Genomic DNA, 19,625 nt, shown 5'->3' with positions numbered 1-19,625 from the left:
CTCGCGATCAGGCAGAGGCAGACGCCTGAGGGGTCTTGTTGCGGATCAGCGCTTCGAATTCCGGGCGGAAGTGCTTGATCATGGCGCGCACCGGCATGGCGGCGGCATCGCCCAGGGCGCAGATGGTGCGGCCCTGGATGTTGTCGGCCACTGAATTGAGCAAGTCCAGATCGCCGTCGCGGCCTTCGCCGTGCTGGATGCGGTCGATCACGCGCCACATCCAGCCGGTGCCTTCGCGGCACGGTGTGCACTGTCCGCACGATTCATGCGAATAGAAATACGACAGGCGCAACAGGCTCTCCACCATGCTGCGCGAATCGTCCATCACGATCACGGCGCCCGAGCCCAGCATGGAGCCGGCCTTGGCGATGGAGTCGTAGTCCATCGTGCATTCCATGATGACGGACGCTGGCAGCACCGGAGCGGACGATCCGCCGGGAATCACGGCCTTGAGCTGGCGGCCCTTGCGCACGCCACCCGCCAGTTCCAGCAGCTTGGCGAACGGAGTGCCCATGGGCACTTCGTAGTTACCGGGCTTTTCCACGTCGCCGGAAACCGAGAAGATCTTGGTGCCGCCGTTGTTGGGCTTGCCGCAGGCCAGATAGGCCGCACCGCCGTTGCGAATGATCCAGGGCACCGCGGCAAACGTTTCGGTGTTGTTGATCGTGGTGGGCTTGCCGTAGAGGCCGAAGCTCGCAGGGAATGGCGGCTTGAAGCGCGGCTGGCCCTTCTTACCTTCGAGCGACTCCAGCAATGCGGTTTCCTCGCCGCAGATGTAGGCACCGAAACCATGGGCGGCATGCAGCTGGAAGCTGAAGGCGCTACCCAGGATCCTGTCGCCCAGGTAGCCCGCCGCGCGTGCTTCTTCGAGCGCCTCTTCGAAGCGGTCGTAGGTCTGGAAGATTTCGCCGTGGATATAGTTGTAGCCCACGGAAATGCCCATCGCGTAAGCCGCGATGATCATGCCTTCGATGACGATGTGCGGGTTGAACTGCAGGATGTCGCGGTCCTTGCAGGTGCCCGGCTCGCCTTCGTCGGAATTGCAGACGAGGTACTTCTGGCCAGGGAACGAGCGGGGCATGAAGCTCCACTTGAGGCCGGTGGGAAAGCCCGCACCGCCACGGCCACGCAGGCCCGATTCCTTGACGGTCGCAATGACCTGGTCCTGGGTGAGGCCCACGCCTTCGCCCTGCTCCAGAATCTTGCGCAGGGCGACATACCCACCGCGTGCCTCGTAGTCCTTGAGGCTCCAGTTGGTGCCATCCAGGCCCGCATAAATCTGCGGATCGATGTGGCGGTCGTGGAAGCAGGTTTGAACGCCCGTCGCCTGAAATTGCGACAGGATCTGCGCAGCGGTGGTCATGCTTGCCCTTCCGCCCGGGCCGCGGATGCCACGCCTTCGGCTTGGCGCAGGCCATCCACGAGCTGATCGAGCTTGTCGTTGTCCATGAAACTGCACATGGTGCGGTCGTTGACCAGCATCACGGGCGCATCGGCGCAGGCACCGAGGCATTCGCACTGTTGCAGCGTGAACAGGCCATCGGCCGTGGTCTCGCCCATGGCCACGCCCAGTTTCTTTTCCAGGTGATGCAGCGCCTTCTGGCCATCGCGCAGCTGGCACGGCAGGTTGGTACAGACGTTGAGCTTGTACTTGCCCGTCGGCTGCTGGTTGTACATGTTGTAGAACGTGGTGACTTCGTGCACGGCGATCTGGGGCATGCCCAGGTAGCTCGCGATCACGGCCTCGTTCTCGGTGCTGACCCAGCCCAGTTCCTGCTGGACGATGGCCAGGCAGGCCATGACGGCCGACTGCTTCTGTTCCGCGGGGTACTTCGCCACTTCGCGCGCAAAGCGCGCCAGCGTCGCGTCGGTGATCTGGGACGCGGCGGGCACCACCGTCTTCGTTTCGGTATTCATCGGTCAATCTCCCCGAACACGATATCCATCGTGCCAATGATGGCCACGGCATCGGCAATCATGTGGCCACGGGCCATTTCGTCCAAGGTGGCCAGGTGGGCAAAGCCGGGCGCGCGGATCTTCAGGCGGTAGGGCTTGTTGGCGCCGTCGCTCACCAGGTAAATGCCGAACTCGCCCTTGGGATGCTCCACGGCCGCATACGCTTCGCCTTCGGGCACGCGGAAACCTTCGGTGAAGAGCTTGAAATGGTGGATCAGCTCCTCCATGTTCGACTTCATGGATTCGCGCGAAGGAGGCGCCACCTTGTGGTTGTCCGTGATCACCGGGCCGGGGTTGGCACGCAGCCAGTCCACGCACTGCTTGATGATGCGGTTAGATTGGCGCATCTCCTGCACACGCACCAGATAGCGGTCGTAGCAGTCGCCTGTCTTGCCCACCGGCACGTCGAAGTCCATGCGGTCATAGACGTCGTAGGGCTGCGTCTTGCGCAGATCCCATGCGATGCCCGAGCCGCGGATCATCGGGCCGGTCATGCCCAGATTGAGGGCGCGCTCCGGCGTCACGACGCCGATGCCGACCGTGCGCTGCTTCCAGATGCGGTTGTCGGTGAGCAGCGTTTCGTATTCATCCACGCACTTCGGGAACCGCTGCGTGAAGTCGTCGATGAAGTCCAGCAGGGAGCCGCTGCGGTTCTGGTTCAGCGCCTCGATGGCCTTGGCGTTGCGGATCTTGTTGGCCTTGTACTGCGGCATCGAATCCGGCAGGTCGCGGTACACGCCGCCCGGACGGAAGTACGCCGCGTGCATGCGCGCACCGGAGACCGCCTCGTACATGTCGAACAGGTCTTCGCGCTCGCGGAAGGTATAGATCAGGATGGTGGAGCTGCCGCAGTCGTTGCCATGCGAACCCAGCCACATCAGGTGGTTCAGCAGGCGCGTGATCTCGGAGAACATCACCCGGATGTACTGCGCACGCACGGGCACGTCCAGCCCCAGCAGCTTCTCGATGGCCAGGCAGTAGGCGTGCTCGTTGCACATCATCGAGACGTAGTCCAGGCGGTCCATGTAGGGCAGCGACTGGATGAAGGTCTTGTGCTCGGCCAGCTTTTCGGTGGCGCGGTGCAGCAGGCCGATGTGGGGGTCGGCACGCTGCACGACTTCGCCGTCCAGCTCGAGCACAAGACGCAGCACACCGTGTGCGGCCGGATGCTGCGGCCCGAAGTTCAGGGAATAGTTCTTGATTTCAGCCATGGTGGATCACTTTTCGGCGCGAGCGCCTCAGTGCAGGCCTCCGTACTTTTCTTCGCGGATGATGCGGGGCGTGATCTCGCGCGGCTCGATCGTGACCGGCTCGTAGACAACGCGGCGCTGCTCGGCGTCGTAGCGCATTTCCACGTGCCCGGACAACGGAAAATCTTTGCGGAAGGGGTGCCCGATGAAGCCGTAGTCGGTAAGGATGCGGCGCAGGTCGCTGTGCCCGTCGAACACGATGCCGTACAGGTCGAACGCCTCGCGCTCGTACCAGTTGGCAGAGTTCCAGAGGTCCGAGACCGACGGCACGACCGGAAAATCGTCATCCGGGCAGAACACCTTCACCCGCACGCGCTGGTTCATGCTGACCGACAGCAGGTGCGAGACCACGCAGTAGCGCGACCCCTCCACGCCGACGTCGCCATACGAGGAGTAGTCCACGCCGCACAGGTCGACCAGCTGTTCGAAGCGGCAGCCCGGCGCATCACGCAGCAACTGCATGGCCGCCAGATAGTCCGTCGCGGAAACCACCAGGGTCACCTCATCCAGCGCCACCGAAAGCTGGCGCACTTTGTCGCCAAGCGCAGCGGCAATCGCGTCCCGAAGTGCTTCGGGTCGAATAGCAAAGGCAGTCATCGTCAACCCTTCAGACGCGAGCGATGGTATTGGTGCGGCGGATCTTCTGCTGAAGCTGGATGATCCCGTAGATCAGCGCCTCGGCCGTGGGCGGACAACCCGGCACGTACACATCCACCGGAACGATGCGATCGCAGCCGCGAACCACCGAATAGCTGTAGTGGTAGTAGCCACCGCCATTGGCGCACGAACCCATGGACAGCACCCAGCGCGGCTCGGACATCTGGTCGTACACCTTGCGCAGGGCCGGCGCCATCTTGTTGCACAGCGTGCCGGCCACGATCATCAGATCGGACTGGCGCGGACTGGCGCGAAACACCTCGGCACCGAAACGGCCGATGTCGTAACGCGCCGCCGCGGCGTGCATCATCTCCACCGCACAGCAGGCCAGACCAAAGGTCATGGGCCACAGCGAGCCGGTCTTGGCCCAATTCACCACCGAGTCGTAACTGGTGGTGATGAAGCCTTCCTTCATCACGCCTTCAATCATCGTGTCATTCCTTATGAAGACCGGTCATTCCCAATCCAGGGCACCCTTTTTCCACTCGTAGGCAAAGCCCACGACGAGGATGGCCAGGAAGATGACAACGGCAATGAAACCCGTCAGCCCCACCTCGTGGAGCGAAACCGCCCACGGAAACAGGAAGGCGATTTCCAGATCAAAAAGAATGAAGAGGATGGCAACGAGGTAGTAGCGCACATCGAACTTCATGCGCGCGTCTTCGAAGGCCTCGAAACCGCATTCGTAGGGGGAGTTTTTGGCCGCATCCGGGCGATTGGGGCCGAGGACATAGCCCAGCACCAGCGGGACGACGCCGACACCGATGCCGACCAAGATGAACAAAAGAACGGGGAGGTACTGATCGAGGTTCATCTGGAGGATGTGCTCACCGCTGAAGCTGCACCCAGACGCCCCAGGATGGGCGTGTTGGATGGGCTTTTGTTTTGGTGCCGTCGGCGAGACTCGAACTCGCACAGCTTTCGCCACTACCCCCTCAAGATAGCGTGTCTACCAATTTCACCACGACGGCTGATTTATGCATCTGGATGGCATGAGGAACCCGTTGGGTTTTTGGCTTTCCAGACAATCCGGGATTCTACTCCGGAAAAACCCTGCTCCGAGGAGCAGGATCAAATTTTGCGCTTTTCTTCTTACTTGGTAGGGATCTGCCCAGCGCCGGAGGCAGGCACCACGGGCACCGAAGGCACTTCGGAAGCCGCGCCGGAAGCAGGCTGAGCAGGCGCCACCACCCCAGGCACTTCCAGCACGCTGCCAACACCCGCGGGACGGACATTGCCAAAGTACGCCAGCGCCAGAGTCGCCACGAAGAACACCCCTGCCAGCACTGCGGTGCTGCGCGACAGGAAATTGGCACTGCCGCTGGCGCCGAACAGGCTGCCAGAACTTCCACTGCCGAAGGCTGCCCCCATGTCCGCACCCTTGCCATGCTGGATCAAGATCAAACCGATCATCCCCAGCGCAGCCAGGATCTGCACCGCCAAAATCACATTCACAAGCGCATTCATTCTCTATTCACTCCTAATTTGATAGCTGTATGCCGGCGTCTTTATTGCGCCGAGGCGATGATTTGCAAAAAGTCCTGGGCCTTGAGCGACGCCCCACCCACCAGACCGCCGTCAATATCAGGCTGGGCCAGCAACTGGGCGGCATTTGCCGCGTTCATGCTTCCGCCGTACAGCAAACGGATGCGATCCGCCTGAGGGCTTGCCGCAGCCAATTGGGCGCGAAGCACCGCGTGGACCTCCTGCGCCTGCTCGGGCGTGGCGGTGCGACCCGTACCGATCGCCCAAACGGGCTCATAGGCGACGACGATCTCGCTGATGCAGTGCCCGTTCGCGTGCACCACGGCCGCTAACTGGCGCTTGACGACGGCCTGCGTCTGCCCCGCCTCACGCTCTGCCAGCGTTTCTCCGACGCAGACGATGGGTGTGATGCCCGCCGCCAGCGCACGCTGCGCCTTGGCCGCGACCACCTCGTCGGTTTCACCGTGGTACTGGCGCCGCTCGGAATGCCCCACCAACACATAGCGCACCCCGAACTCCAGCAGCATGGCGGCAGAGGCCTCCCCAGTGTAGGCGCCGGACTCGTGCGCCGACACATCCTGCGCGGCGACTGCAACAGCGGAGCCGTCGGCCAGGGCCTGCACTTGCGCCAGGTAAGGCGCAGGCACCGCCACCGCCACTTCGCAGCCGGGTTGCCCCATGCCTTCGCGCAACGCGTTCACCAAAGCCTGATTGGAAGCCAGGCTGCCATTCATCTTCCAGTTCCCGGCAATCAATTTCTTTTTCATGCGGTCCACGTCAAAACAATTTTCCCTGCATGCTGGCTGGACTCCATCAGCGCGTGCGCCTTGGAAGCCTCCGCCGCGGCAAACGTGCTGTGCACGATCGGGCGAACCTTGCGGGATGCCAGCAACGGCCACACCTGCTCGCGCAGGGCACGGGCAATCGCGCCTTTGAACGCCACGGACCGAGGCCGCAGCGTGGAGCCGGTGACGGTGAGACGGCGGCGAAGCACGAGACCCGCGTTCAACTCGGCCTTGATGCCTCCCTGAACGGCAATGATCACCAGGCGCCCATCCTCGGCGAGACACTCGATCTCGCGGGCGACGTAATCGCCTGCGACCATGTCCAGCACCACATCCACCCCCTTGCCACCAGTAATGCGCTGCACCTCTGCGACGAAGTCCTGGGTCTTGTAGTTGATGGCGTGATGTGCACCGATTTCCAGGCAGGCCGCGCATTTTTCATCGCTGCCGGCCGTGACGATGACCGTGGCGCCGAATGCACGCCCCAATTGAATGGCCGTCACACCGATGCCGCTGCTTCCACCCTGCACCAACAGCGTTTCACCGGATTGCAGGCGGCCGCGGTCGAACACGTTGCTCCATACGGTGAAAAGCGTTTCCGGCAGCGAGGCCGCCTCGACGTCGGTGAAACCGTCCGGCACGGGCAAACATTGTTCAACGGGTGCTACGCAGTACTCGGCGTAACCACCGCCAGCGACCAGCGCGCAGACGCGGTCTCCCACCTTGAGGCCGGCCTTGTCCATCGCAGCCCGATCGCCCCGCTCGATCACCCCTGCCACCTCGAGCCCCGGCAAATCCGACGCACCCGGCGGCGGGGCGTAGTGCCCCTTGCGCTGCAGAACGTCGGGCCGGTTAATGCCGCTGGCCGCGACCCGAATGAGCAACTCCCCCTGGGTTGGCTCGGGCACCGGACGCTCTGCCAGACGCAGAACCTCGGGGCCGCCCGGGCTTTCGATTTCCACCACACGCATAGCCATCACCTTGCTACAAAAGTCGAGATGAATACCGCGCCGGCGCAGACAAAGCCCGCGCCGGCAGCGCTCATTTCAATCGTGCTGGGACTCAGGCGTCCATCTGACCCGACGACTCGCCGGAAGCCAGGGACTGTTGCTGTTGCTGCTGATCGGCACCGTCGCGGCGCTCACGGCGCTCGCCACGGTCCGAGCGCTCCCCCCGCTCTGCAGGTGCAGGACGGCCGCCGCTGTCGCCCATGGGGCGATCAGCCAAAGCCTTCATCGACAGCTTGACGCGGCCCTTCTCGTCCGTCTCCAGCACCTTGACCTTGACGATCTGGCCTTCGGTCAGATAGTCGGTCACCTTCTCGACACGCTCGTGAGCGATCTGGCTGATGTGCAACAGACCGTCCTTGCCGGGCAGCAAGTTGATCAATGCGCCGAAGTCCAGGATCTTGACGATGGGGCCTTCGTAGATCTTGCCGATCTCGACTTCCGCCGTGATCTGCTCGATGCGGCGCTTGGCCTCGTCTGCCTTGGCACTGTCGGTGGACGCGATCGTGATGGTGCCGTCTTCGTCGATGTTGATCTGCGTGCCGGTTTCTTCCGTCAGGGCACGGATCACCGCACCGCCCTTGCCGATCACGTCACGGATCTTCTCAGGGTTGATCTTCATCGTGAACAGCTTCGGTGCGAAGTTGCTGACCTCGGTCTTGGCCTCGCCCATGGCTTCCTGCATCTTGCCCAGGATGTGCAGGCGCGCTTCCTTGGCCTGGGCCAGCGCGACCTGCATGATTTCCTTGGTGATACCCTGGATCTTGATGTCCATCTGCAGCGCAGTGATGCCACCCGTGGTGCCAGCCACCTTGAAGTCCATGTCGCCCAAATGATCCTCATCGCCCAGGATGTCGGTCAGCACGGCAAAACGGTTGTCTTCCTTGATCAGACCCATGGCGATACCCGCCACGTGCGCCTTCATCGGCACGCCGGCATCCATCAGCGACAGGCAGCCGCCGCACACCGAAGCCATCGAAGAGGAGCCATTCGACTCAGTGATCTCAGACACGACACGCATCGTGTAGGGAAACTCTTCCTTGGTCGGCAGCACCGCCACCAGCGCGCGCTTGGCCAGACGGCCGTGGCCGATTTCGCGGCGCTTGGTCGAACCCATGCGGCCCACTTCGCCCGTGGCGAAGGGAGGCATGTTGTAGTGCATCATGAAACGGTCTTCGTACTCGCCTGCCAGTGCGTCAATGCGCTGGGCGTCCCGCTCGGTGCCCAGCGTGGAAACCACCAGCGCCTGGGTTTCACCGCGCGTGAACAGGGCGGACCCGTGGGTGCGGGGAAGCACGCCATTGCGGATTTCGATGGGGCGGACCGTGCGGGTGTCGCGGCCGTCGATGCGGGGCTCGCCCGCCAGGATCTGGCTGCGAACGATCTTGGCTTCGATGTCAAACAACAAGCCCTCGACCTTGACCGCGTCAAACTCGGCGCCCTCTGCCTTCAAAGCCGACAGCACCGAAGCCGTCGCTTCGCGCAAGGCCTGCGTGCGAGCCTGTTTGCTGCGGATCTGATAAGCCGCGCGCAGCTTTTCTTCCGCCAGGGCGTTGACCTTGCCGATGAAGGACTCATCCTTGGCTGGCGGCTGCCAGTCCCAGACGGCCTTGCCAGCATCGCGCACCAGTTCGTGGATCGCGTTGATCGCGATATTGCCTTGTTCATGGCCAAACACCACGGCGCCCAGCATGATCTCTTCGGACAACTGCTGCGCTTCCGATTCGACCATCAGCACGGCAGCTTCGGTGCCGGCCACCACGAGGTCCATCTGGGAATTCTTGCGGGCCGTCTGGCCGGGGTTCAGCACATATTCGCCATTGATGTAGCCCACGCGAGCCGCACCGATCGGGCCGTTGAACGGGATGCCGGAGATGGAGAGCGCAGCGCTCACGGCGATCATGGCGGCAATGTCCGCATCCACTTCAGGGTTCAGCGACACCGTATGGATGACCACGTGCACTTCGTTGAAGAAGCCTTCGGGGAACAGAGGGCGGATCGGGCGGTCGATCAGGCGGCTCGTGAGCGTTTCATGCTCGCTGGGCTTGGCTTCGCGCTTGAAGAAGCTGCCAGGGATCTTGCCGGCAGCGTACGTCTTCTCGATGTAATCCACCGTCAAGGGGAAAAAGTCCTGCCCAGGCTTGGCGGTCTTGGAGCCCACCACCGTGGCCAGAACGACGGTGTCATCGATGTTGACCAGCACGGCGCCGGAAGCCTGGCGGGCGATTTCGCCCGTTTCCATGACGACGGTCTTGTCGCCCCATTGGAAGGACTTGGTGACTTTGTTGAAAATGCTCATGTTTGCTCCATTTTTAATCGCTGGCTACACAGAACCAGCCTGCAAAGGAGTGCAATTCAGAACACGATGCCATTCCAGTGGCCCTGCCCTTTTCCTCGATGGAACAAGGCCATTGGAATGACACAGCTTCGCTCTGTTTTGCGGCTCCGAAGTAAAAAACGCCTGAGCTAGCGTGCTAACCCAGGCGTTTCGGCATGCGAATGCGCTTACTTGCGCAGACCCAGCTTGGCGATCAATGCCGTATAACGCTCAGCATCCTTCGCCTTCAGGTAGTCCAGCAGCTTGCGGCGGCGGCTCACCATGCGCAGCAGACCACGGCGACCGTGGTGATCCTTGGCATGGGTCTTGAAGTGAGGGGTCAGTTCGTTGATACGGGCCGTCAGAAGGGCCACTTGAACTTCCGGGCTACCGGTATCGTTGGCAGCACGGGCGTTGGCCTTGACGACTTCGGCCTTAGAGGATGCGCTCATTGGTTTTCCTTGAATTGCGGGGCCGGTGGTCGCAGCGCACGGCTGCCCTGCCCCTGTCTTACTTGCGCAAGCGGCTGGAATGGCCACAAGCGTGCGTCTTGCACCATGCAAAACTCTGCGATTATACCCCGAGCCATGTTTTGAGCCGTTGCACCCCTTGCACCAACCGCTCAGGATCGCGGGAAGCGAAGCACCAACGCAACCATCCTTGCGCCTCCAGACCGAACGCGTTGCCCGGTGCCAACCCCAAACCGGCTTCCCGCACCAACCGCTTGGCCAAATCCAGAGAGTCGCCCTGGCCGGGCAGCCGAAAGAACGCATACATACCGCCACGCGGACTGGCGACCTCAATGCCCGGCAGCGCCTGCAGCAAGGGAACCAACGCATCCCTGCACACCTGAAGATGAGAGACGACACGGGGCGTGATTTCTGACGCATGCTGCAAAGCCGCAATGCCCGCCTGCTGGGTGAAGACACTGGTGCACGAGGTATTGAACTCGATGAGTTTGCCCATGTGATGGGTCATTTCCGCCGGCATGACCAGCCAACCCAGACGCCAGCCCGTCATGAGGAAGCTTTTGGAAAAGCTCTGCACCACGACCAATCGGTCCTCAGCCTCTGCCAGATCCAGAAAGCTGGGCGCGCACACCGAGTTGGACGGATCGTCGTAGTAGAGCCGCTCGTATACCTCGTCGGCCAGTATCCACGTACCCGTCGTACGGCAGTGCTGAATGATTTGACGCTGCTCGTCGCGCGTGAGCGTCCAGCCCGTGGGATTGTTGGGTGCATTCACGATCACCAACCGCGTGGAGGGGGTGATGGCAGCCAGCAGCGCATCCATGTCCAACACCCATGCGCCTCCCGGCTGGGGACGCAACGGAATGCATCGCAGCCGGGCACCCATGATCTGGGGCTGCGCCGTCAGGTTGGGCCACACCGGCGTCACCGCCACCACCTCGTCACCAGGATCGAGCAACGCTTGCATGGACAGCATCAGCCCGCTCACCCCGCCGGAGGTCACGGCCACCCGGTCTGCAGCGATCGGCCCATGCAATGCGCTCGCGTACGAGGCGATCGCGCTGCGCAGCTCGGGCAGCCCCAGGTTATGAGAGTAGAAGGTTTCTCCCCGCCCAAGAGACTCCATGGCCGCCCGCCGCACAGGCTCAGGGGTGACCTCATCGCTTTCGCCAAACCAGAAAGCGAGCACATCGCTGCGGCCCATTCCCGCGTTGGCCACTTCACGGATTTTGGATTCTTCAAGGTGGATGACGGTAGCGCGCATCGAAACTTCCAGAGCAAAAGATCAGCGGGCATCGTAGCGGCTTCCACCATGCTCTTGCGCCACAATATCCTGAAATCAAAATCCCAGGGAGGAACCCATGCCCACTCGAACCGCCAAACACCTTGCAGGATTTGCCTTCCTGCTTTGCGCCGGAGTCTCACTCGGCATGAATACGCTTGCGGCCCATGCAGCGACAACGACCGATGCCTCGAATTCAGCGCAGGACAACAAAAGAAAGAATACGGTCAAGTTGAAAACGACCACTCCACGAAGCACCTCCGAAGAGTCGACTGCCGAACGCGATCGCAGGCTGTACAGAGAATGCAAAGGGCGACCGAACGCCGGGGCGTGTCTTGGATATGCCAAGCCATGAGCCTTCAAAAAGCCAAAGCGAAAATCGGGTCTTAAAAATCAGCGTGGCCGGACAGCCGCGCGACCACGCGCAGGTCCGGGCCGACCATCTCGACCGATTGGAATGCCATGTCGGTTCCGTCGGATAGCTTGGACAATGCCACCCGGTGCGCAATGCCCAATCCAGGCCCCAACAATTTGGGGGCCAGATAAAGCAGCACATCGTCCACCAACCCCGCTTGCAGTAGCGCGCCATTCAACTGGCTGCCCGCTTCCACATGCACTTCATTCATTTGCAGGCGACCCAGATCCAACATCAGGGCAGCCAGGTCGATGTGCCCTTCCGCATTGGGCAAATGCAGCACGGTGACACCGCGTGAAGCGAGTAACGCCTCCTTTTCAGGGTTTTGGATGGCCGTGTAAATAAAAACCCGGCGCTCGGCTTTGAAAATGGCCGCGTGCAATGGCACCCTCAACTGACTGTCCAACAAAATCAGGTCAGGTTGGCGAGGAGTCTCGACCTCCCGGACATCCAGTCGTGGATCATCCGCCAGAACGGTGCCGATGCCGGTCAACACCGCACAGGCCCGCGCACGCCAGGCATGACCATCGGAGCGTGCCAAGGGCGACGTTATCCATTGGCTTTCACCTCCATGCAAGGCCGTCAAGCCATCCAGAGAGGCAGCTGCCTTCATGCGAACCCAGGGGCGTCGGCGGATCATGCGGCTGAAAAAGCCCAGGTTTAACTCGCGGGATACTTGCGATTCAAGGCCCACGTCTACTTCCACGCCACGCTCGCGCAATCTGCTCACCCCTTGCCCCGCCACCATGGGATTGGGATCGGTGATAGAGGCAAACACCTTGCTCAATCCCGCGTCAGCCAAAGCATCGCAGCACGGACCGGTTCTCCCATGATGCGAACAGGGCTCCAAAGTGACATAGGCAGTGGCCCCTTCTACCGACAACCCACGCCCATGGGCATCGCGCAGCGCCATGATTTCAGCGTGCGCCTGACCTGCCGGCTGTGTAGATCCTTCGCCCAGCACCGTGCCAGAAGCATTGACGATCACGCAGCCGACTCGTGGATTGGGCGAGGTTCGAAAGAGGCCTTGCTGCGCCAGCTCCAATGCCCTACTCATGAAATTTGACTCTGCTGACTTGTTCATACGGCCTGAGAAAACTCCAGTCTTGGATGCCACGGTTGGCGGGCAGCCGCCCATTCTGCCGCCAAACGGTCAGCCTTATGGAGCCAACGGCACAGGAGGGGCGGGCGAACTGAAGGAGACCTCCGTAACATTCGCACATGACATTCTCTGCCCTGTTACCACCGTCCAGGTTGGCCGCCAAAACCCTTTCCTGTCCACGACCTATCAGGCAATCCCGGGGCTTCACCTTGGTTGAAGTCCTGGTCGCGATCATGGTGCTGTCTTTCGGCATGCTGGGCTTGGTTGGCATGCAGGCTTTCGCCCTTCAATCCAATAGAGAGGCTCGACTGCAAGCACAAGCAGCGATGTTGGCAAGAGAGTTGGCGGAGATGATGCGGGGCAATAAAGAAATCGGTGTAAAGACAACAACTGCCGATAACCCGTATCTTGTTTCACTGTCGAGCGGGTCCATGGTGCCAGCCACTCCATCGTATTGCTTGAGCGTGGGCAATGCTTCCACGGGTTGCACATCAGCGACTGATATTGCCAATGCCGAGATGACGGATTGGCTCGCCCGGGTAGACAACACCCTGCCAGGAGCTCGCGTAGCTATCTGTTTCGACAGTGCTCCGTACAACAGCAATGGAATACCCCAGTGGGCCTGTACCTCATCCGGAGCCACTGCGAATGAGATCGCCGTGATAAAAATTGGATGGACTCGCAATTCCACTGATAGAAGTAAAACTGGAAACGATGTATTGGAGCAGGCCAGTAGCTCAGGAAGCGTTCCCTACATTATTTTCCCAGTGACCAGTGGCAATGCCAGTTCAATATGAAAAAAAACAACTACATGCCACATTATTTGGCAACCAAGGGGCAGCAAAGGGGCTTAACCCTTATCGAACTGATGGTGGCAATGGTCATCAGCTTACTGATTGTGCTGGTCGCAGTAGCAGCATTGGTCGTTTCGAGGCAGGGCTTCAGCAGCGTGGATGCAGCGTCACAACTTCGAGACAACAGCAGATTTGCCGTCGATCTGATTCAACGCTTGGGCGTACAGGCGGGATATAAGGATGTGAGAGACGCGGCCACTCCAGTACCCAATAGTACTGCTGGCATTGAATCGAATCCACCGCCAAACATCTACGGCATCAATAACCAAAAACGCAGTGAAACCGACGCATGGGATGAAAGCTCCAATTGGGGCTCAGGCGTAGGTGCAGGCAGTGATATTCTGGTGTTGAGAAATCAAACCAGCCAACTGGTGCCGACAGCCACGACTTCCGATCAAACCATGATTGATTGCATGGGGGTGGCACCATCAGCGGTACCCGTTGATCGATATGACCGCATATTGAGCATATTGCACGTTGGTATCGGACAAGACGGCGAGCCGTCTCTCATGTGCACCCATATTGGTTCAACCGGTTCTCTGGAAGCGGAGCCTCTGATCAGGGGCGTGGAAAACTTTCAGGTGCTTTACGGGGTTGATGGTATCGGCCCGAACAACGCTACTTTGCCGGCAAGTGCAGCAAGTTCACCAGAAAATGGGCCTGAGCGTTATTTAAGGGCCGACCAGATCACCAACACGTCAAATGCGGCCGTCAGCTATTCCAATTGGCGACGCGTCAGGAGCCTGCGCATCGGCATGGTTATCAGAGGCCCCAGCGGCTCGGCTATTGACAAGAGCTCTCAAACCCTCTATCCGCTGGGTATTGCCAAAGGTTCCAGTTCTGGCGCGATAGGCAGCGGCCTGGCAGACGCCACCAATGATCCAGGCACCGTTTTCACGTCATCCGATGGAAGATTGCGACAAACCGTTACATTCACGGTACACCTGCGCAACTATCAACAAGACAATTAGCATGCTGAAATTCCAAGATTTATCTGTGAAATTCGCAGTTTTACCCCGGGCTTCAAAAGAACAAGGAGCGTCATTAATTGTAGTGATGCTGTTGCTGGTGATTGTTTCCATATTGGGAATATCAGGAGTGCAGATTTCGATGATGGCGGAGCGCGGCACCCGAAATGATCGAGATACTCAAATTGCTTGGCAATCCACCGAAGCTGCATTGATGGATGCGGAATTTGACATCCTGGGACAACCTGCGAGCTCTTCCACCAAGAGAAATAGCATCTTCAAACGAGGCAGTACAGATATTGCGCAGTTTGTTCAGGACTGCGGTACATCTGGCAACACGATTGGGTTATGCGCCCTCAATGCCACGGGTAAGCCGGCTTGGTTGGCCGTGGACTTCACGAATACATCAAACAGTGCGCCTACCACTGTATTCGGAACCTATACAGGACGGGCATTTCCATCTGGAAATGCAGGAATTCAGCCCGCCCAACCTCCGCGCTATGTGATAGAGCCAATTCCCGATCCCTCCATGTCTCGCACAAAAGATCCAAAAGACGTCAAGTATATTTACAGAATCACTGCCATGGGCTTTGGTCCGAATGCGGATACTCAAACAGTATCGCAAGTAATTTTCAGAAATTGAAGAGGACTATATGAACAACTCTGATACCTCCAGGACTGCGGCAGCAATAAAAATAATTGCAGGCTGCAAAGAGAGCATTAAAAAATCGTCTTCTGCGAAGTGGATTGCATTGGCAGCCGTGCCAATCATGGCAACCATTTCATTTGTTGCATTCAGCGCGGGCACTGCGCCTTCCATACCTGCAATCAATATTTCCGCAGATCCACTCTACGCAGCAGCGGCAGTGGACAAGCCCACTTTGGCTCTGGCTTTATCCGTTGAATATCCCACAGTAGGCTCACAATACCCATCAGGGGGCGCCACAGACAATACTTATTCCAATTTAAATGAGTATTTGGGATATTATGACGCGGAAAGTTGCTATGTATATAACGATTCTCCATCGGAAACACCTGCAAGCGGCTTGACAACGGCAGACTACAAGCGTTTCGATCGCAGCGGTGCTGCAACCGCACGGAAGTGCACCAATGCCTTCAGCGGCAATTTTTTGAACTGGGCCAGCAGTTCAGCCATTGATATGCTCCGCTTGGCATTGTCAGGCGGTGATCGATACATTGATACAGCCACTACCAACTCTTCCCTGACCATACTTCAACGGGCAGTCATTCCCAATGGGGACCCGGTCTGCATGTGGAATACCAGCAATTTTCCGGCCAAGCAACTGCAAAAAAATGGTGGAAGTGCAGGGACTTATTGGGGAGCTGTCCCTACAGCAATGATCACAGCTGCCAATGGAAACGATATATGGGTAGCCAATACCCTGAATAGAATCTATTTTGGCACTTCCAATACCGGAAACTGTTCGACAGGCCCGGCATCATATAAATTGGGCGCACCAACCACTAATTCATCCGTGGGACCGGTCAGCGATGCATCAACAGATCGACCCGGCGGTACAACTCAATGCGCCACTGAAAATAATACCTGCAGTTTTACAGGAACGAAAGAGGTTTGGTATGGAGTCAAAGTCAATGGTGTGAATTACTGGAAGGTGGCTCCCGCATCGAATGGCGTGGCTTGTACCAATGACATCTTTGGCGACCCGAAGAGCGGCACTGCTAAACAGTGTTACTACCGAAACTACAGCGGATCGTGGACACCGCCTGTGAACGCAAACTTGAATAGCGATGGCTTTTTCTATGCACGCGTTCAAGTCTGCGATACCACCTCTGGCGTTTTGCAAGACGTGCGTGCTGCATACAATTTGTGCAGGCAGTACCCCAATGGCAATTACAAGCCAACCGGTGTTATTCAGAAATACAGTGATCAGATGCGATTGGCTGCCTTTGGTTATCTTATGGACCAGACGGCAAGCTATAACAACGGCCGCTATGGCGGGGTGCTTCGAGCACCGATGAAATATGTCGGCAGCAAAACTTTCAGCACCACGGGACAGGACAACACCCCCAACGGCGGGAATCCCAATGCAGAATGGAATGCCAACAACGGAGTATTCCTATCCAATCCCGACAACAATACCAGTCAAACGCCGAACATTAGCGGCGTCATCAACTATCTGAACAAATTTGGCAGAACCGGACCTGTACCTGGTCGCTACAAAATGTATGACCCTGTCGGTGAACTCCATTACGAGACGATCAGATACCTGCAAGGCTTGCAGCCAAGCACCGCTGCGACGAGCAATATTTCATCTGATATGTACGATGGTTATCCGGCTTACTCGACCTGGACCGACCCATATGACAACAGAAGCAATGCATCGGATTATTCTTGCTTGAAAAGCAACGTGGTTGTCATTGGAGACGTGAACACCCATGACGGAAACAGACTGCCAACGCCTGATTTGGCAAATAATATTCCAAACATTAATGCATGGCGTAGCACGGTTCAAGCTTTTGAGCGAAATCAAGCAACGACCTATCAAGATGGGCAAAATGTGACCCGAACCACTGGCAATCCCAATGGGGCCAACGGTAGCGTGCCGAGTGGTACCCAAACCAGCCAGATCATGGGGTCGGCATATTGGTCTCACACGCACGACATTCGTGGAACCGATTGGACCGCAGCCCCTGCAAAACAGCGTCCAGGACTCCGAGTCAAAACGTTCCTTTTTGACGTCAACGAGTACGGGGACCAAAACAACGTCTCAACACGCCGTTTTGCCAATCAGTTTTTCATGGCCTCCAAGTATGGCGGCTTCGAATCGGATCCCAGCAACGCTGCAGCCAGGCCGTATAACACCTATGGCAATCCTTTCAAGCGCCAAGACGGCACCAACGACAACAATGTCTGGCAAAAGCAAAATGATCCTGGCGAGGCTGGCACCTACTACCTTCAAAGTAGTGCACGTGGCGTCCTTTCAGCCTTTGACGATATTTTCAGCAGGGCGTCGACCCAAGCCAGAAGCATCGCAGGCAGTTCAGCCTCTACCACGACCATCAACAGCACGTCGGGAAGCGTCGTGTATTCTGCCAAGTTTGATACGAGTAACTGGAGCGGAGACGTTGTCGCAGAACCTTTGACAGCCTCCGGCACCAGCCTCAACGTGGGTTCTCAGAACTGGAGCGCAGCAGACCGTTTGTCGGTGATGGCTTCGCCCGCTGCCAATCGCAAGATTTTTGTGGGAAATACCGCCGGAAATGCGAATCCAGTGGCGGCGTCATTTACTTGGGCAACGATTGAAAGCGCCTTGCAAGGCTATCTCAATAAAGCGGAACCTACCGCATCTTCAGATGGGCAAGGTTCAGCGCGTGTCAGCTTTTTGAGGGGAGACCGAACCAAGGAAGGCAATCCTTTCAGGGTGCGCAGTTCGTTGCTCGGAGACATCGTCAACTCCAGCGTTGTGTATTCAGGTGCACCTACCGCGGCCTATTCCGGTGCCGGGTATGCTGCCTTCCGGAGTAGCTATAACAATCGCACGCCAGCTGTTTTTGTTGGAGCAAATGACGGCATGCTGCATTCATTCAACGCGGGTACTGGCGACGAATTGTTTGCCTATATTCCCAGCTGGATGGGCCCCAAACTCTCAGCACTGACAAACACGAGCTATGTGACTAACCATCAAAGCTATGTCGATGCGCCACCAGTTGTGGGAGAGGCGCAAGTGGCATTCAATGGCACGGCATCCGATTGGAAAACTGTCCTGGTCTCGGGAACAGGCGGAGGAGGTTCCGGGGTTTTTGCATTGGATGTGTCTGACCCGTCCAATTTTGCTGCCTCCAACGTGATGTGGGAATTCAAGCGTTCCGACGATGCAGATATGGGCCAGGTAATCGGGAAACCGCAGATTCTAAAACTGAAAACCAGCGGGAGCGCCAGCACCAGCACCTATCGTTGGTTTGCAGTCGTGGCAAGCGGTGCGAACAATTATGTGCCCGATGTCAATGGGGTATTTAGTACGACCGGACAGCCCGCCCTTTTCCTGCTGGCATTGGACAAGCAGCCTGGAACCTCGTGGACCTTGGGAACCAATTATTTCAAGATCTCCTTGCCCATCGATAGCACGCTGAGCTCCACCAAAGCGACGGGGCTTGCCAATTTTCAGCCGCTCTGGGGCAGTGCTGGCGAGGTCACGCAGATCTACATGGGAGACTTTCATGGCAACCTCTGGAAACTTGATTTTTCAAAAAATCTGCCTACCAGCGATTGGAATATGAATAAATTGACGGCATTCAACAAAGGCACTGCAGGGTCGCCTGTGCCCTACCCCTTGTATATTGCCAAAGATTCGAGCAATACCATCCAACCGATTACTGCAGCACCAGCCATATTCTCGGGACCAACAGTATCCGGCTTGGAAACTTTTTATGTCGCCTTCGGCACAGGAAAATATCTGGAGACGACAGACAACACGTCGACTGCAACCAACAGTTTCTATGCTGTTTACGACAATGGTCTTACGGCTGCAGACAGTTCCCCTGCGGCGGCAAGTGTCATCAGCGGACGGGCGCGGCTGAAACAAGGCGCCATCAATACCGGCACAAGGGTCATCACGGTGGGTGCATTCAAATGGGGCCGGGCCATGTCGGATACCGATGCAACACAACGTTCTGGGTGGTATTTTGATATGCCGGTTTCTGGAGAAAAATTGGTCAGTGCCATTGGTGACCAAGGCAACCTTTATGCCACCTTTAATACGATCATTCCTGGCGCCACTGGTGCTACCGGAACTTGCACCAACACGCCGGGAACCAGCAATGCCTATGTGGTCAACATTGGCGATGGCTCAGGGAAATACAACCTTTCGACCGTGGGTCTGTTGGGACCGAGCATGTTCTTCGTGAATGAATCCGAAACGCCGCCCACTCCACTGGACAGCACCGGTCGAGGATGGAGAACCACAACGTTGAGGAGCACAACCATCGGGCAATCCGGCGCCAGCACAAGCACGCAGGTCGTCAGCATCACCGAGGCCGTGGGTCGTCTAAGCTGGCGCCAGATCAACAACTACCAAGACATGAAAAACAAGTGAGT

18 protein-coding genes and 1 tRNA gene are annotated in these 19,625 nt (G+C 58.3%); 5 read left to right on the top strand and 14 right to left on the bottom strand.

The window, feature by feature from the left end; translation table 11 throughout:
- Window positions 1–7 precede the first annotated feature (7 nt).
- The 13 genes from nuoF to R1Z03_RS10400 all read right to left on the bottom strand — a co-directional run bounded on the left by nuoF (window position 8) and on the right by R1Z03_RS10400 (window position 11,191).
- Complete coding sequence (nuoF, locus tag R1Z03_RS10460; RefSeq protein WP_317359389.1) at window positions 8–1,363, bottom strand: NADH-quinone oxidoreductase subunit NuoF; 1,356 nt, start codon at window positions 1,361–1,363, stop codon at window positions 8–10.
- A complete protein-coding gene (nuoE, locus tag R1Z03_RS10455; RefSeq protein ID WP_317359387.1) occupies window positions 1,360–1,917 on the bottom strand; it encodes an NADH-quinone oxidoreductase subunit NuoE in 558 nt (185 codons plus the stop codon). Before nuoE ends, nuoF begins: the two co-directional genes overlap by 4 nt.
- Window positions 1,914–3,167 carry an NADH-quinone oxidoreductase subunit D gene (locus R1Z03_RS10450; RefSeq protein ID WP_317359385.1) on the bottom strand — a complete coding sequence of 418 codons (1,254 nt, stop codon included), beginning with the start codon at window positions 3,165–3,167 and terminating at the stop codon, window positions 1,914–1,916. Before R1Z03_RS10450 ends, nuoE begins: the two co-directional genes overlap by 4 nt.
- A gap of 27 nt (window positions 3,168–3,194) precedes the next feature.
- Window positions 3,195–3,803 carry an NADH-quinone oxidoreductase subunit C gene (locus tag R1Z03_RS10445; RefSeq protein ID WP_317359383.1) on the bottom strand — a complete coding sequence of 203 codons (609 nt, stop codon included), beginning with the start codon at window positions 3,801–3,803 and terminating at the stop codon, window positions 3,195–3,197.
- A gap of 10 nt (window positions 3,804–3,813) precedes the next feature.
- On the bottom strand, window positions 3,814–4,293 hold the full coding sequence (locus tag R1Z03_RS10440) for an NADH-quinone oxidoreductase subunit B family protein (RefSeq protein ID WP_007849129.1): 480 nt from the start codon (window positions 4,291–4,293) through the stop codon (window positions 3,814–3,816).
- 24 nt (window positions 4,294–4,317) lie between these two features.
- Window positions 4,318–4,677 (bottom strand): NADH-quinone oxidoreductase subunit A, encoded by a 360-nt coding sequence (locus tag R1Z03_RS10435; protein WP_092744429.1) that lies wholly within the window; start codon window positions 4,675–4,677, stop codon window positions 4,318–4,320.
- A 72-nt stretch (window positions 4,678–4,749) separates the two neighbouring features.
- Window positions 4,750–4,834 (bottom strand) — tRNA-Leu (locus tag R1Z03_RS10430).
- A 121-nt stretch (window positions 4,835–4,955) separates the two neighbouring features.
- Window positions 4,956–5,330 (bottom strand): preprotein translocase subunit SecG, encoded by a 375-nt coding sequence (secG, locus tag R1Z03_RS10425; protein WP_284395671.1) that lies wholly within the window; start codon window positions 5,328–5,330, stop codon window positions 4,956–4,958.
- 41 nt (window positions 5,331–5,371) lie between these two features.
- Complete coding sequence (tpiA, locus tag R1Z03_RS10420; protein WP_317359365.1) at window positions 5,372–6,115, bottom strand: triose-phosphate isomerase; 744 nt, start codon at window positions 6,113–6,115, stop codon at window positions 5,372–5,374.
- Window positions 6,112–7,104, bottom strand: a complete 993-nt coding sequence (locus tag R1Z03_RS10415; protein WP_317359363.1) for an NAD(P)H-quinone oxidoreductase — start codon at window positions 7,102–7,104, stop codon at window positions 6,112–6,114. Before R1Z03_RS10415 ends, tpiA begins: the two co-directional genes overlap by 4 nt.
- A gap of 91 nt (window positions 7,105–7,195) precedes the next feature.
- Window positions 7,196–9,439, bottom strand: coding sequence for a polyribonucleotide nucleotidyltransferase (gene pnp / locus R1Z03_RS10410; RefSeq protein ID WP_284405986.1), 2,244 nt, complete (start codon window positions 9,437–9,439; stop codon window positions 7,196–7,198).
- A 206-nt stretch (window positions 9,440–9,645) separates the two neighbouring features.
- Window positions 9,646–9,909, bottom strand: a complete 264-nt coding sequence (gene rpsO, locus R1Z03_RS10405) for a 30S ribosomal protein S15 (RefSeq protein WP_317359360.1) — start codon at window positions 9,907–9,909, stop codon at window positions 9,646–9,648.
- Window positions 9,910–10,030: 121 nt separating this feature from the next.
- Window positions 10,031–11,191 (bottom strand): pyridoxal phosphate-dependent aminotransferase, encoded by a 1,161-nt coding sequence (locus tag R1Z03_RS10400; protein ID WP_317359357.1) that lies wholly within the window; start codon window positions 11,189–11,191, stop codon window positions 10,031–10,033.
- Between the two features lie 97 nt (window positions 11,192–11,288).
- Here R1Z03_RS10400 and R1Z03_RS10395 point away from each other — a divergent pair, with 97 nt between their 5' ends.
- A complete protein-coding gene (locus tag R1Z03_RS10395) occupies window positions 11,289–11,564 on the top strand; it encodes a hypothetical protein (protein ID WP_284405983.1) in 276 nt (91 codons plus the stop codon).
- 31 nt (window positions 11,565–11,595) lie between these two features.
- Here R1Z03_RS10395 and ribD read toward each other — a convergent pair whose 3' ends face one another.
- The gene (ribD, locus tag R1Z03_RS10390; RefSeq protein ID WP_317359354.1) at window positions 11,596–12,708 is read right to left on the bottom strand and encodes a bifunctional diaminohydroxyphosphoribosylaminopyrimidine deaminase/5-amino-6-(5-phosphoribosylamino)uracil reductase RibD; all 1,113 of its coding nucleotides are present in this window, start codon (window positions 12,706–12,708) and stop codon (window positions 11,596–11,598) included.
- A gap of 170 nt (window positions 12,709–12,878) precedes the next feature.
- Between ribD and pilV the strand changes: the two genes are divergently transcribed.
- The 4 genes from pilV to R1Z03_RS10370 are packed head-to-tail and all read left to right on the top strand — an operon-like array spanning window position 12,879 to window position 19,623.
- Window positions 12,879–13,523 carry a type IV pilus modification protein PilV gene (pilV, locus tag R1Z03_RS10385; protein WP_317360332.1) on the top strand — a complete coding sequence of 215 codons (645 nt, stop codon included), beginning with the start codon at window positions 12,879–12,881 and terminating at the stop codon, window positions 13,521–13,523.
- Complete coding sequence (locus R1Z03_RS10380; protein ID WP_284430094.1) at window positions 13,520–14,551, top strand: PilW family protein; 1,032 nt, start codon at window positions 13,520–13,522, stop codon at window positions 14,549–14,551. Before pilV ends, R1Z03_RS10380 begins: the two co-directional genes overlap by 4 nt.
- Window position 14,552: 1 nt before the next feature.
- Window positions 14,553–15,191: a PilX N-terminal domain-containing pilus assembly protein gene (locus R1Z03_RS10375; RefSeq protein WP_317359350.1), complete on the top strand. Its 639-nt coding sequence runs from the start codon at window positions 14,553–14,555 to the stop codon at window positions 15,189–15,191.
- Window positions 15,192–15,201: 10 nt separating this feature from the next.
- Complete coding sequence (locus R1Z03_RS10370; RefSeq protein ID WP_317359348.1) at window positions 15,202–19,623, top strand: PilC/PilY family type IV pilus protein; 4,422 nt, start codon at window positions 15,202–15,204, stop codon at window positions 19,621–19,623.
- Window positions 19,624–19,625 lie beyond the last annotated feature (2 nt).

Source organism: Acidovorax sp. BLS4 (assembly GCF_032929295.1).
Taxonomy (GTDB): Bacteria; Pseudomonadota; Gammaproteobacteria; order Burkholderiales; family Burkholderiaceae_C; genus Paracidovorax.
The sequence above is the reverse complement of the archived record's forward strand: the minus strand, read 5'-3'. Positions and strand labels throughout refer to the sequence as shown.